Source organism: Paenibacillus sp. F024 (genome assembly GCF_057814255.1).
Window position 1 is genome coordinate 93,737 of the sequence record NZ_JBVASZ010000007.1, and the last position, 14,364, is coordinate 108,100.

Below are 14,364 nucleotides of genomic sequence, written 5' to 3' on the forward strand. Positions count from 1 at the left end.
CGGGCATTCGAATACCGGTTCAATAACAAAAAGCCCACCCAAAGTGTGAGCTTTCGCACAGCATGTTGATAAAATTCGAGCGAATTCGCACAGTGACCCATGGTTTAGAAAACCTCGCCAAAGTACTTTTTTACTCTTCGCTGCAAGGAAAATCGGCTGATTCCCAAGAGATTGGCCGATTTACTCAGGTTCCACTGCGTTTGCTTCAAAGCTTGTTCGATATAATGCTTTTCCAATCTCTCCAACTCCTGCTCCAGATCGAAAGCTTCGGTGAAGGGCCGAACCTGGACGGACGGTTTTTCATGGTCGTTCTCCGCTTTAAGACCCAGCTGGCGCAAAGCCTCGATGACGATTTCCTCCGGAAGCTGGGAAGGCGTGATCATGGTATCACGGTTGAGAATGACTAATCGTTCGATACTATTTTTTAACTCCCGCACATTGCCCGGCCATGGGTAAAGACGGAACAAGTCCATCACGGCAGGTGAAAAACCGGGGATATTTTTGTTGAGCTTGCCGGACAGCGATTTCAAAAAAAAGTCGGAGAGCAGCACCACATCGTCGTCACGGTCGCGCAAAGGAGGCAAATAAATAGGGACCACATGCAGCCGATAGTAGAGATCTTTACGAAAAAGTCCGGCATCGACCATTTCTTTCAGATTACGGTTGGTTGCTGCGACCACCCGCACATCGATTGCCTGATCCTTGGTGCCGCCTACCCTTCGAAGCTTCTGATTCTCCAAGAACCGCAGCAGCTTGACTTGAATGTCCAGCGGAAGCTCCCCGATTTCGTCCAGAAAAATCGTGCCCCCGTGGGCTATTTCAAGCAAGCCCGCTTTCGCTTTATCCGCTCCCGTAAACGCGTGCTTCTCAAACCCAAAGAGCTCGCTCTCGAGAAGATTGGCGGGAATGGCGCCGCAGTTCAGCGCAACAAAGGGCATTTGCCTCCGGTGGCTGCAGGCATGTATGGCATTGGCCGCCAATTCCTTGCCGGTACCGGTTTCTCCCATAATCAGAATGCTTGTATTGGTCTCGGCCACCTGGCGGATTTGAGCGAGGACGTCCAGCATCGGACGGGACCCGCAAATGATCGGGAGCTGGACGTCATGCTGTTCCCCATGCTGCCGGGGGGAGCTAAGCTCCGCTGCCGCTTCTTCGTTTCTCCATACTCTTTTGATGAGGATCAGAACATCCTCCAATTCAAAAGGCTTGTCAATATAATCAAAAGCGCCCGCTTGAAGGGCTTTGAGCGTAGACTCCGCATCACCGTAGGCCGTCATCATCAAGACGGTAACGGCAGGATTCATTTTTTTAATTTCTTTTAGAATCTCAATCCCGTTTTTCCCCGGAAGCCGAATATCCAAAAATACGAGATCCGGTTGAACCTCAGCGATTCTCCGAAGCCCTAACTCGCCGGTTTCTTCGGTCCAAACCGTAAATCCCTCATCCTCCAGCCCCATTTGTAAGGATAAGCGGATCACCGCTTCATCATCAATAATGACCACTCGTTTCACCATCATGCGCTCTCCTCTCCTTCGGGATCGTAAAGGAAAATACCGTGCCCGAACTCTTGTCTCCCTCACTTCTGGCGTCAATATGTCCGCCGTGCTCCGTTACGAGCCGGTGTACGACGGACAAGCCTAAACCGGTCCCCTTCGGATCCGTCGTAAAAAAGGGGTTGAAAATTTTATCCATATGTTCAAAGGGGATTCCGATGCCATTGTCCGAAATATCGATGCGGAATTCTTCGGATTGTTCCCTCATACGAATGACGATACGGCCTTCCGCCGGTGGGACCACTTTAATAGCGTTGAGCAGCAAATTGAGATAAATTTGCTTTAAGTGATCCGGATCGTAATAAGCGAGAAGAGGGGTATGCGTTTGACGCACTTCCATACGGATCTGTTTTTCCCGGATGGGTTGAGCGAGAAGGTCCAGAACTTCATTCAGCACCTGACGCAGGTTAACCCAATGCAGCTCGGCAAGCTGTGGTCTGGCGAAATGCACCAGCTGAACGGTTAGCCTGTTCAGCCGTTCAATTTCCGATTGAATTCCTTGGAGCAGTATATCGTTTTGCTCATTGCCTGTGATCCGTTTTTGCAGCACCTGCACGCTCGTTTTCATTCCCGTCAGCGGATTCCGGATCTCATGGGCCATACCTGCCGCAAGCTCGCCCAGCGCTGCCAGCCTTTCCAAGCGGGCCAACCGGATTTCCATTTGTTTTCTCTCTTCCATTTGCCGGACCATTTGGTGGAAGGCCCCGACAAGGATGCCAACCTCATCCTTTCTTTGCAGCATTTCCTCGTTTTCCTCTCCGGGATTGAAGGGCTTCCCGTCACGAACCTGATCAAACCATTCCGCCAGCCGTTTCAATGGTTTGGCAATGTGGTGGGCAAGCAGTATCGTCGCCTGAATAACAAATATACTGGCGATGACGATAGTGATCAGCGTATATTTTTGGATATTGGTCAAGGCTTGCGAGAACGGATTTACGGTTACAAAGATGCCCATACGCCAATTCCATGGTTCATAGGAATCAAACAGCAAATACGATTGATGAAGCCAGGTATCCTCAAGAATGAGCCGGCCATGAGACTGCTCCGCCTTGGATAGATGAAGCTGGAACTCGATCCATGGATCGGACCGCGCCAATAGGATGAGCTCATCTTCGATAATCACTATTTCATCCTTCCACATCTTTTGGAAAAACTCGATGCTCTCTTTTTTGCCGTCCGCTAATGAAATTTTTTGTTCTGTAACCTTTTGATTGATGTGCTCCAGCTGCAGAAGCGCCTGATTCAGGTTTAATATCGCCTTTTCATCCATGCTTTGCCTGTAATTGTTATAAGCGGACCAATAGGAAATTCCGCCGACGAACAGAACGGGGAAAATGACGAGCAGGAGAAAGGGAAGCAAGATTTTCGTTTCAATGGAGGGTGAAAATGGGATTTTCTTCATTTTTCCTGTTCCTTCTTCTTCTATAGAAGTGACTGACTGTTACAAAACAGATAAGAGAGCCCAAGGCGCCTGGCAAAGCCGGGTTTGTCCATTCACTCTCGAACTGAAAGAAGAGAATTTCCATGATATAGATCGTGGTGCCTCCGAGAAAACCCGCCCATGCCCCTTCTTTGGTAGCTCCTTTCCAGAATAGCCCGCCATACAGGGGCACAAAGAATGTCGCGGCAAAAAAGCCCCATAGGTAGCTGCTGTAATTGAGTAAAGCACCGGGAGGAATGAAAGCCATCAGCAAAGAGACGGTTGCACCTATGGAGACGAGCCATCGGCTTACACGGATCAGCTTCTCCTCACTAGGCGGACGTTTCACGACATAACGATAAATATCCCAGCTAAAGCTTCCCGCGAGAACCAATAGCTGGGAGTTGGCTGTAGATATGGCGGCAGCCATAATGGCCATCAAAATGACCCCGGACCAATAAGGGGCAAATAAACGATCGACGGCCATAGGCATGATTTCATCTAACGATCCGGGCTGCAGATCCGGGGCTAAGGCCCTGATCCCCAAGCTGGTGAAGATCAAAACGGTATACGTCATCACCAGCAGGACGAGGGAGATGACGATCATCCTGACCGCAGTGGAACGGTTCTTCGCTGCAAGAACCCGGTTCATATACTGGGGATAAGTCGATTTTCCCAGCGCCCAGCTTATAAACATGAATATACCTAAATAAAAAAGCGACGATGGGTCTGTGTTCAACGGCGATTCGCCGGCCTGCGGCAAAGAAATGGAAGCGGATACAAAGCTGTGTACAGCGTGCAGGCTTCCGCCAAGCTCTTGATAAACGAGGATGGCGCCGGTTAATGAGCCTAGAAGAATTAACAAAAAATTGATGGTATCGGTTCTGGCAACGGATTCAAATCCGCCGAAGGTCGTGTAGATCAAGAACAAATAAACCAGTAAAACGGCCAGCGCGTAAGGAATCTCCAGCATATGGCCAACCACTACGCCGAACCCCCGAATCTGCAGCATCACATAAAAGAGATGGGAAAAAACGATGGCGATCCCGCCTACCATCTGTAATCCGCCGCTTTGATAGCGGACATAAAAATATTCCGGGAGCGTGCGAAGGGACCGGCGAAGGGACTGGTCGGTCAGCCGGTTGGCCAGAGGAATAAACAGCAGCGCCCCTGCGAACCATCCCAGAATGCCAAATACGGAAGGATACAGGCCAAAAAGGTAGACGTTGCCCGTAATGGATAACATGGAAGTGGCGCTGATCCATGATGCACAGAACGTACAGACGCCTAGAAAAACGCCCATATTTCCATGACCTATAAAATAATCCTTGCTGCTTTTTACCCGATCAAAGCCGTATTTTCCTAACCGCAGCAGCACGACGCTGTAGAATAAAAAATAGAGTAGATACAAGAGGCTATGTTCCATCGAAGCTCCTCCCAATTGGCCTATATTTAAGGGATGATGCTGCCCTTTACACGATGGTTGGTTTGGATTACCTAAATATATACCATTATCATAACAATTTCTATTGCAACGCGGGAAATGGACCATTTTGTACCCTAAATGTTAGATGGATTCGAATATAACGAGACATTATAAGGCTGAATTTATTCACTCCCTGTACAAAGGTATGGTTTCGGGTACTATCGGACTAAAAAGTGCATACTTACGTAATGTAAGCCTGTTATGTATTATAGAGCATGCAGGGCAACTGCGGGGACATAAATAATGAAGTGATTTCGAGGGAAGCTTAAGATAACCATCATCATTCTATCCGTATCTATAAGCCACCCCCATGACTTCTTAAGTAAAGGAGAATTGCTGAATGAACCGTTTTACTATTCCTAGAGATGTATATTACGGGGAAGGATCCCTGGAAGTTTTGAAGACGTTGAAAGGGAAAAAAGCAACCATCGTAATCGGAGGCCAGTCAATAAAAAATTCGGGATATCTGGACAAAACCGAATCCTATTTGCGCGAAGCGGGCTTTGAAACCCAGCTGATCGAAGGGGTTGAACCCGATCCGTCGATTAAAACCGCCAGAGAAGGCGCCCAAAGGATGCTGGAATTCCAACCCGACTGGATTATTTCTGTCGGCGGCGGTTCCCCTATCGACGCAGCCAAGCTGATGTGGATCATGTATGAATATCCGGAGCTGCATTTTGATCAAATTAAAGCTCCCAACCCGATTCCTGAGCTAAGGAAAAAAGCACGATTTGTAGCGGTTTCCACTACCAGCGGAACCGGGACGGATGTATCGCCGTTCTCTGTCATTACCGATCATGAAACCGGGACAAAATATCCTGTGTTTACGTATGACATCACTCCCGATATCGCCATTTTGGATCCGGAGCTAACGCATTCCATGCCGCCTCAGATCGTGGCCTATACGGGCATGGATGCTTTAACGCACGGGATTGAAGCTTATGTTTCCAGAGCGAACAATCCGTTTACGGACCCCATGGCCATGCAGTCGATCAAAATGTCGGTGGATAACATTGAAAAATCGTTTGCGGGCGACAAAAAAGCAAGAGAGGCCATGCATTATGCGCAAGCGATGGCCGGCATCGCCTTCTCCAACGGATTTTTGGGAATTGTGCACAGCTTGGCTCATAAAAGCGGCGCTATCCTGAATATTCCGCACGGCTGCGCAAATGCCATATATCTGCCTTACGTGATCGATTTTAATAAAAAAGCCGATGCCTCCCGGTTCGCAGATATTGCCAGAATGCTTGGATTAGCCGGAAACAGCGATGACGAGCTGGTGGATGCCTTAACGGAATTGCTCCGTGGCCTTAATAAGGCATTGGGTCTTCCGTTAACGCTGAAGGAGTTTGGCGTCAGTGAGGCTGAATTCGAGAAGCATCTGGACTCTATGGCAGCCAATGCCGTTCATGATCCTTGTACGCCTTCCAACCCGCGCGATGTAACGGCGGAAGATATGAAGCGACTTTATATCGCCGCATTTAAAGGCGAGAAAGTGAACTTCTAAGCAAAGACCTTTACTCATGTCAAAACCCGAAAGCAGCCTTTAGCTGACTTCGGGTTTTCTTGTTCGTTTCCTATTACTCTTTAATGGATTTTGTTGTGATAAACGTGTCCATCTGTTCCGGGGGGAAGGGCTCGCTGATGTAAAAGCCTTGAATTTCATCACATTTCATTTTGCGGAGCAGAGTGAATTGCCCCTCGGTCTCTACCCCTTCGGCAACAACGTTGAGTCCGAGACTGTGAGCCATGGAGATGATCGCTTTCACAATCGCATAGTCTTCCCGTTGATGCTGGATATCCCGTATAAAGGATTGGTCGATTTTCAGCTGATTAATCGGAAACTTTTTGAGATAGCTGAGGGAGGAGTAGCCTGTCCCGAAATCATCAATAGAGATTTTAACTCCTAAGCGTTTGATTTGATGGAGCACAGACAGGACGTATTGCGTATTGTGCACACTAATGTTCTCGGTAATTTCCAGCTCCAGGTATTGCGGATCGAGACCGGTCTCCTGCAGCACTTCGGAAATAAGATCAACCAGGCTTTGTTCCCTAAACTGTCTCATAGACAGGTTTACAGAAACGGATACCGCCGGATATCCGGCATCCTGCCAGGCTTTATTTTGAGCGCAGGCCGAGCGCAGCACCCACTCTCCGATAGGATGGATCAGCCCCGTTTCTTCCGCTGCAGGAATAAAGTCCGTCGGGGAAATCCAGCCTTTTTCCGGATGCCGCCAACGAATCAAAGCCTCCCATCCGGTTAATGCTCCGGACGCCGCATTCATTTTGGGCTGGTAGTAAAGCAAGAATTCCTGCTGGTCCAACGCTTTATGCATCATGGATTCAAGTACCATTTGATTCGAGGAAGCTTCATCCATCTCTTCCGTATAGAAAGAATACGTGTTTTTGCCTTTATCTTTGGCTGAATACATGGCTTGATCGGCATGCTTGACAAGGGTTTGATGATCCATTCCATCATCCGGGTACATGGCGATGCCAATACTTACGGTAATAAATAATTCATGACCTTTAATATGGATCGGTTGAGAGAGCTCACAGAGAATTTTCTGTGCTATTGCCGCGGTTTGTTCACGGGTAGTGTCAGGTAGAACCGCCGTGAATTCATCCCCTCCCATGCGGGAAAGGACATCCTCAGGTCCAAAACAATGCTTCAATCGTACACTCACGGTTTGTAATAGGAGATCCCCATTCCCGTGACCAAGCGTATCATTAATCACTTTAAACCGGTCCAAATCAAAAAAAAGAACAGCCGTGGTCTGTTGCTCTATATTGGATTGGTTTAATAAGGCCTCGGTCTTTTTTTTGAAGAGAAGCCGGTTGGGGAGGCCGGTTAAGCTGTCGTAATAGGCCAAATACTGAATTTCATGAAACATCCTCTGAAGCTTTTCAGACATGCTTTTAAAGTTATTAATCAGAATAAGGATTTCGGTCATGAAGCTGGCCGGCCAATGAACCGAGTTTTTACTCACGATCTTGTCAGGCAGGTCTGTTGTTGCATTCGCCAATTGGGTAATGGGTTTGACAATCGAGCGGCTGATCCAAATGGAAGCAAATATGGCTATGATTCCGCAAACCAATAAGATGCCAAGAATCTTGTTATAAAATATATACATGCTGTCCCTGTAAAGCGCCATAGGGGACTCAACGATAATGGTCCAATTCGCATAACCCGGTATGGTCATTATCTTGATGTACGATGACTTTTGCCAACGCTGCATAGGGTTTTTAACATCATTTGGAAACCAATGATGCAAGTCGTCTGTCAAAGAGCTGATTTCGCCGTCCTGCTGCCAAACGTACGGCGTCATAACGGCAGCATTCGAACGTGTACTTGCGATCACATGCTGCCGGTGATCCAAAATGGTCACACGAAGGCTGGTATTGCTTTTCATTCTTTTGATTTTTTCGTTGATATAGTTAAGATTTAGCGCCCCGGCGGCAATGCCTTGAAATTGTTGATTCCTGAAGATAGGAACACCAATGTTCACCATCGGTTCGGATATTCCGCCCCTCCCCATAAATACGTCAGATATGATCGGCCGCGCAGTTTCTTGGATTTGCCGGAAGTAAGGCCGGTCCGAAAAGTTTAAGCCGATCGCAGAGTCTCCATTCTGATTGTAAAGCGGCTCAAAGGCAACGGTGCACCCTTTAGCGTCGGCAATAAACATATTATGAAAATCCGGGAATTGGTGCGTGAAATAAGACGTAAGCCTCTGTAGTTCCTCTGTATCGCCATGCTCAGCGTCAGATGCCAAATTGGATAATTGCTTGACCCCCTGGAGATGATGGTTTATCCAATGGCTGATATCGCTTAAAATCATTTCCGATTGCGTTTCCGTCAATTCTTGAATATCGAGTTCAATGGCATTTACTCTTTCCTGTCCAACCATAACGGTCACTAGAAGCATGGGGAAAATGATTAAGGCGACGAAGATGTTAAAGAGGGCATCATAAAAAGAGATCGAGCCCCTTTTCGAATGAAGACCCGACCCAACGGGAGTTGGCCGGTAAGAAAGCATCAGGCTTGCGATCAATGCATTGAAAATCCCGTTAACCGCATCCTTAAGCATCACCGTCAAAGTCGCTGCGGCGTTCATGTTCAGTGCATAATGGTATGATAACCAAATCATAGGCATACCAAGAAAGATCCAAAACAAAGCGGTTAACAGGACAAAATTACTGCTTGTTTTTTGCCGGAATAGCATGCCGATGAATAGCGTTTCACAAATAAAAATGAGCATGGCATACGGATGATTCCACAAAAGAATCGTGCAGCCGCTGGCCAGGACAGATCCGAGCATTCCCCATTTTAGCCCATACCATTTCAACAAAATAATTACAAATATACTGCCAAACAAAAAGTCAACCCCAAAAAACAGCGACAGGTTAAATAGATTTCCCAAACAAGCCAGAACTAATAATAGAGCCAGAACAAGGACTGAAGGGGTGATGGAAAAATGTCTAGAATTCACTATGTCTCCTCCTGCCCAAAGTTGTACGTTCGCACAAGGTAGGTTAAAGGTTTCTATTCCATGAAAAATAGAACCTTTAGCGTATGATGATGTCGGATTAACGAAATTAAAATAGGCATTAAGGACTATAGTATATTTATCATTTTAATATGCTGTTTCTTCTCATGTCAAACCTTGTGCATAAGTGCGGATGTGGATATGTGAATAAAGAAAAACTTCGGAGATATTGATGGTTGAAATCCTTAATGGATTGTGGATATGTTTGTGGATAACATGAATTTTCAGCTAATTAGGCCGCAATCGAAAGCCTGGAACGATCTGATCAGCGACATGAATTAAATTCTTTTCAAGGGAAGTTTTTGTCTTTTTCCCATTATTTATTACCGCTAAAAACGAACCCCATAACAAATAATTTATTTGTTGATATATGAAGGATGAATCCATGGAGGTTATGGAAATATGCCCGATTGGTTAGTGGTCAGCTTGCGTACCTTGTTCGCTGTTGTGATTCTCTTCTTGATGACTAGACTTTTGGGGAAAAGGCAAATTTCCCAGCTTTCTTTTTTTGAGTATATTACCGGCATTACGATCGGCAGCCTTGCCGCTTATATCTCAATGGATTTGGAATCCCATTGGTTATTGGGTTTGGTTTCATTAATTGTCTGGGTACTGGTTTCTTTAGGAATTGAATTTCTGCAAATCAAAAGCAAAAAGGTACGCGATTTTATTGACAGTAAAGCGACCGTACTCGTGAAGGACGGCAAAATTCTCGAAGATAATTTAAAGAAAGAACGGCTTTCCGCTGATGAGCTGCTCCAGCAGCTTCGGAAAAAGAATGTGTTTAAAACAGCCGACGTCGAATTTGCGGTGATTGAACCCAGCGGAGAAGTCAATGTTCTTCTCAAAAAAGAGCATCAGCCTTTGACTCCCTCCCATTTAGGGATTACGGTCGGGCCTGAACAGGAGCCTCAAACGGTGATTATGGACGGAAAAATGTTGGACGAGCCTTTAGCTACGATGGGATTAAGCCGCGAGTGGCTTTATTCCGAATTAGAGAAAGTCGGCGTAACGATCGAGAATGTGTTTTTGGGCCAAGTCGATTCCTACGGGCAGCTGAGCGTCGATTTATATGACGATCAGCTTAAGGTTCCGGCGCCGCAGCAAAAGGCTTCGCTGCTGGCTCAGTTAAAGAAATGCGAAGCGGATCTCGAAATGTTCGGTCTATCAACGGATAATCAGCAAATAAAACAAATGTATGAGCAATGCTCCAAGCAGCTGGAACAAATTATTGCAGACGTCAGGCCTTTGCTGATTCGATAAAGGATTGCAAAGAATAAGAGAGTGTATAGGAATCCTTGCGGCGAGATAAAATATCCCTGAACAGGTCAGGAGGGGACGATATTGAGTCATAAGCAGCCGAGATTTTGGTTGATTTTTAAGCTTTTGCTCTTAGTATTGCTTTTAACTTCATGCACGTCGAAAAAAACGCTGCAGGTAGGCATAGAAAACAACCTTAAGCCGTTAGGTTATGTTGAAAACAATGAAAAAAAGGGCTTTGAAATTGAGTTGTGGGATGCGATTGCCAAAGAAGCCGGTTTGCGGTATGAACTCAAGCCGATGGGGATGGGGGAAATGATGAAGGCGGTCGAATCCGGTAAAATCGATGCAGCCATTGCCGGCATTACCATCAAGGGCGATCGGACGAAAAAGCTGGATTTTGCCGAACCTTATTATGATGCCGGTCTTGTTTTGGTTACAGCGGCGGACAATCAGAATATCAAAGGTGTTAAAGATTTGGAAAAGAAAGTGGTCGCTACCCGAATCGGCACAACCGGCTATGATTTTGTCAGCAAACAAAAGGGAATTAAAGAAGTGAAGGCTTACCCCGATATTACACAGGCTTATCAGGCATTAATGGATAAACAGGTTGATGCCGTTGTATTCGATGAGCCGAGTGCCAAATATTTTATCCAAAGCATGGGACAAGGAAAAGTAAAAACGGTAGGCGAGGTGCTTACCAATGAACAATATGGCATTGCCTTAACCAAAAGGAGCCGCTATACCGGAAGGATCAGTAAAGCTTTACAAACACTGTCCAAAAACGGAACGTATGAACGGATATATATGAAATGGTTTAATGAAAAGCCCAAATCGTTGCCTGGAGATAAAAAATAAGCGGCATCATACTGTATTTTCAGATATAAAGCAGCCTGCCTGAGAGGCCGGCTGCTTTTCCCTTCCTTTATAGGAGCGGTTTGGGAGTAAAGGATGTTGTCATCCCACAGCATAAGATAATACAATAATAAAGAAACACCACAGGATGCTTAGCAAAGGGGGAGGACGCGATGCAGCTTCAGCCATCCTTAAGCCAACAGCAGCAAATCCGCCTTCACATGACGCAGCAAATGCTTCAGTCGATGAATGTATTGCAGATGTCTTCGGCGGATCTGCTGAATTATTTGGAAGAACAAGCGTTAGAGAATCCTTTTCTTGAGGTTGCCCATGGCTTTGACTCCTACAGACGGAAAGAACCCGGACTCAAGGGGAAGGATCAAAGTAAAGAAAATATGCTTCTTGAGCTGGCGGATCCGCGGCAGGAATCCTTGGAATCGATGCTGCTCAGCCAGCTCCGAATGAACAGTATTCCACCGAAGGACTATCGGCTCGCCGCGTTCCTGGTCGGCAATCTGAATGAGGCCGGGTGGTTGAGCATTCCGCTGGAGGAAGCCGGTCGTCAGCTTCGTGAGCCCCTGGAGAGCATGCAGAGGGCTCTGGCATGGGTGCAGTCTTTAGAACCCCCCGGGGTAGGAGCGCGAACGCTGCAGGAATGTTTGGCCATTCAGATCGATAGAGATCCCCATGCGAATCCTTGGGCAGCGGTGCTCGTCAGCGATTATTTGAAAGAACTGGCGGAAGGCAAGCTTCGGCGCATCGCAGAGAGCCTGGGCATTCCCATAGAACAAGTAGAAGCCTCGCTGGCTTATATTCGTTCGCTTCAGCCCCGACCGGGGTCTGCTTACCATCACGAATCGAAGGGGTATATCGAACCGGACGCAACCGTTATCAAGAGAAACGGTATCTATGTGACGATGATGAATGAAGCGAATCTGCCCCGAGTTGATCTTCATCCGTTATATAGGCAAAACGATCATGACAGCGGTTACAATCAAGAGGCAAGAGCGTTTCTGAGGCAGTACATCCAACCGGCGCGATGGCTGATTCGCAGCTTGGAGCAGCGGAGGCTGACGCTTCAGCGGGTGATTGAAGCTATCGTGGAAGAGCAGATTGATTTTTTGGAGGCGGGCATCGACGCCTTGAAGCCCATGACCTTAAGAACGATTGCCCAAAAGGTGGAGCTTCATGAGTCGACCGTCAGCAGAGCGGTAACGCACAAATATATCGATACGCCCCGCGGGACCTTTGCGTTAAAGTTTTTCTTTACGAACGGCCTGGTGAAAAGCGACGGCACGCTGATGTCGGCTGCAAGCATTAAAGTGAAGATTGCCCGCTTGATTGAACAGGAACGCAAGGACTGTCCCTTGTCCGACCAGAACATTGCCGACAGGCTGGCCGAACAGGGACTGCAGGTTTCCCGCAGAACGGTCATGAAATACAGGGAGGAAATGAACATCGTTTCCTCCAGATATCGCAAAGTTAATTGAGCTGCCACCTTTTAAGCTTCTTCACCAGCGTGGAGTGATCGACGCCAAGTATGGCCGCGGCTTTTCTAAGCGAATTATGCTTTTCCAGGGCCTCCTGGATCATCCGTTTCTCGAATTCCTCTACCCGCTGCTTCAGGGTGCCGTGGGACCAGGGAAGGGCGGCATCATAGATATGCTGCGGCAGATGATGCGGCTCAATGACGGTGGAAGGGATGGAGACGATCATATTTTCGATCAAGTTGCGCATCTCCCGAACGTTGCCGGGCCAATGATAGGCGTTTAATATGTGCTTGGTCTTTTCAGACAGCTGTTTGTCAATGCGAAACGATCTGCAGTAAAAGGAAAAGTAGTGATCAACCAGCACTTCAATATCCTCAGGCCGTTCGGCAAGGGAAGGGATGCGGATTTCCACCACCTGCAGCCGGTAATAGAGATCCTCCCGAAACTTGCCTTCTTTGATCTGTTCCCGGAGATCGCGGTTGGTGGCGGAGATAATCCGGATATCGAGATTTCTTGGCTTGGTGCCTCCGACCCTCTGTACTTGTTTTTCCTGCAAAACCCGCAGCAGCTTGACCTGAAGAGACAAGGGCATTTCACCGATCTCATCAAACATGATGGTCCCTTGATCAGCCAGCTCCAGCAAGCCGATTCTCCCTTCCCGGTTCGCACCGGTGAATGCCCCCGCCTCGTATCCGAAAAGCTCTGATTCCAACAGCAGCTCGGGGATGGCCGCGCAATTGACCTTGATAAAAGGTTTATCTTTACGGTTGCTCAAATGATGGATGAGGTTGGCGATGACCTCTTTGCCCGCGCCGGATGGGCCGGATAACAGAATGCTGGTGGGGAAGGGCGCCACATGATGGATTTGCTCATAAATCCGCTCCATTTTTGAGCTGCGGAACACGATGGCCTGCTCTTTCCCGTCGAATTCCAGGGCGTACCGGTGCTGATGAATTTGCGAGAAGCTTCTGGCCTTGTTCAGCTCCTGCTTCAACTCGTTCAGCTGGGTAATATCCCTTACGCTGGTAACGACCATTTCGATCACGCCCGAATCGTTGAATACGGGAGTTCCGGTAGCGATCACATCTTTTTTGCCCCCGATTTTCTGGATGACGGAAATCCGTTTTTTCTGCTCAAGCACGAGCAGGGAGACCGACTGATCAAAGTAGCCTTCTTTGGTCAGCTCCACCATATGACGGCCTACGAGCTCCTCCCGGCGGAAGCCCGTAATTTCTTCGTAGGCCGAATTCACCAATAACGTGATTCCCTCCGTGTTTACGACATAGATGCCGTCGGTGGAGAATTCAATCACCATTTCCATTTGTTTTAATAAATTGCGGGATTGCTCCATTTCGGAAATATCCTGAATGACGCTGATTGCTCCGATCATTTCGCCTTCACGGTACAAGGGGGTGCGGTTGACCATGCATACACGGCCTGCAATGGTCATTTTTTCACCGATTGAGCTGATGCCGCTTTCAAGAACGTAATGCATTTTGGAATTGGGCAGCAATGATTTGATCGGCATGCCTTTCCACGCGATTCCTTCGATTTGCAGCATCCTTTGTGCCGAGGGGTTGAGCATCATGACTTTGCTGTCCCGGTCGACGACGATCAATCCATTATGCATGGAGTTAAAAATATATTCCGACATATCGGGTGAAATCAGACGATGGTCCATGGAAAGAACTCCTCCTGGTGAATTTTTTCATAGGCCGGTGAAAACTTTCACCAAATGAAATTCGACGCT

At 47.5% G+C, this 14,364-nt stretch carries 9 protein-coding genes; 4 read left to right on the forward strand and 5 right to left on the reverse strand.

Annotated elements, in window-relative coordinates:
* Nucleotides 1–104: 104 nt before the first annotated feature.
* Genes ACZYR9_RS09855 through ACZYR9_RS09865 form a run of 3 tightly spaced genes read right to left on the reverse strand, consistent with a single transcriptional unit; the run spans nucleotide 105 to nucleotide 4,399 of the window.
* Complete coding sequence (locus ACZYR9_RS09855) at nucleotides 105–1,517, reverse strand: sigma-54-dependent transcriptional regulator (RefSeq protein ID WP_488978300.1); 1,413 nt, start codon at nucleotides 1,515–1,517, stop codon at nucleotides 105–107.
* Nucleotides 1,489–2,955 carry an ATP-binding protein gene (locus ACZYR9_RS09860; protein ID WP_488978301.1) on the reverse strand — a complete coding sequence of 489 codons (1,467 nt, stop codon included), beginning with the start codon at nucleotides 2,953–2,955 and terminating at the stop codon, nucleotides 1,489–1,491. Before ACZYR9_RS09860 ends, ACZYR9_RS09855 begins: the two co-directional genes overlap by 29 nt.
* Complete coding sequence (locus ACZYR9_RS09865) at nucleotides 2,924–4,399, reverse strand: sodium:solute symporter family protein (RefSeq protein WP_488978302.1); 1,476 nt, start codon at nucleotides 4,397–4,399, stop codon at nucleotides 2,924–2,926. Before ACZYR9_RS09865 ends, ACZYR9_RS09860 begins: the two co-directional genes overlap by 32 nt.
* Nucleotides 4,400–4,799: 400 nt before the next feature.
* On the opposite strand from ACZYR9_RS09865, the gene ACZYR9_RS09870 reads away from it, so the two are divergent.
* Entirely contained in the window at nucleotides 4,800–5,966 is a 1,167-nt protein-coding gene (locus ACZYR9_RS09870; protein WP_488978303.1) for an iron-containing alcohol dehydrogenase, read from the forward strand.
* Nucleotides 5,967–6,039: 73 nt separating this feature from the next.
* Here ACZYR9_RS09870 and ACZYR9_RS09875 read toward each other — a convergent pair whose 3' ends face one another.
* A complete protein-coding gene (locus tag ACZYR9_RS09875) occupies nucleotides 6,040–8,952 on the reverse strand; it encodes an EAL domain-containing protein (RefSeq protein WP_488978304.1) in 2,913 nt (970 codons plus the stop codon).
* Between the two features lie 459 nt (nucleotides 8,953–9,411).
* Between ACZYR9_RS09875 and ACZYR9_RS09880 the strand changes: the two genes are divergently transcribed.
* From ACZYR9_RS09880 to rpoN, 3 genes are all read left to right on the forward strand, one after another.
* The gene (locus ACZYR9_RS09880) at nucleotides 9,412–10,272 is read left to right on the forward strand and encodes a DUF421 domain-containing protein (protein WP_488978305.1); all 861 of its coding nucleotides are present in this window, start codon (nucleotides 9,412–9,414) and stop codon (nucleotides 10,270–10,272) included.
* An 81-nt stretch (nucleotides 10,273–10,353) separates the two neighbouring features.
* Complete coding sequence (locus ACZYR9_RS09885; RefSeq protein WP_488978306.1) at nucleotides 10,354–11,127, forward strand: transporter substrate-binding domain-containing protein; 774 nt, start codon at nucleotides 10,354–10,356, stop codon at nucleotides 11,125–11,127.
* A 170-nt stretch (nucleotides 11,128–11,297) separates the two neighbouring features.
* Nucleotides 11,298–12,614 carry an RNA polymerase factor sigma-54 gene (gene rpoN, locus ACZYR9_RS09890; RefSeq protein WP_488978307.1) on the forward strand — a complete coding sequence of 439 codons (1,317 nt, stop codon included), beginning with the start codon at nucleotides 11,298–11,300 and terminating at the stop codon, nucleotides 12,612–12,614.
* Here rpoN and ACZYR9_RS09895 read toward each other — a convergent pair.
* Nucleotides 12,607–14,295 (reverse strand): sigma-54 interaction domain-containing protein, encoded by a 1,689-nt coding sequence (locus tag ACZYR9_RS09895; RefSeq protein WP_488978308.1) that lies wholly within the window; start codon nucleotides 14,293–14,295, stop codon nucleotides 12,607–12,609. The genes rpoN and ACZYR9_RS09895 overlap by 8 nt on opposite strands.
* Nucleotides 14,296–14,364 lie beyond the last annotated feature (69 nt).

Coding starts and splice junctions, on each gene's coding strand:
- ACZYR9_RS09860 (WP_488978301.1), bottom strand. CDS start 2,955: ATGAAGAAAATCCCATTTTCACCCTCCATTGAAACGAAAATCTTGCTT.
- ACZYR9_RS09880 (WP_488978305.1), top strand. CDS start 9,412: ATGCCCGATTGGTTAGTGGTCAGCTTGCGTACCTTGTTCGCTGTTGTG.
- ACZYR9_RS09895 (WP_488978308.1), bottom strand. CDS start 14,295: ATGGACCATCGTCTGATTTCACCCGATATGTCGGAATATATTTTTAAC.
- ACZYR9_RS09855 (WP_488978300.1), bottom strand. CDS start 1,517: ATGATGGTGAAACGAGTGGTCATTATTGATGATGAAGCGGTGATCCGC.
- ACZYR9_RS09870 (WP_488978303.1), top strand. CDS start 4,800: ATGAACCGTTTTACTATTCCTAGAGATGTATATTACGGGGAAGGATCC.
- ACZYR9_RS09865 (WP_488978302.1), bottom strand. CDS start 4,399: ATGGAACATAGCCTCTTGTATCTACTCTATTTTTTATTCTACAGCGTC.
- rpoN (WP_488978307.1), top strand. CDS start 11,298: ATGCAGCTTCAGCCATCCTTAAGCCAACAGCAGCAAATCCGCCTTCAC.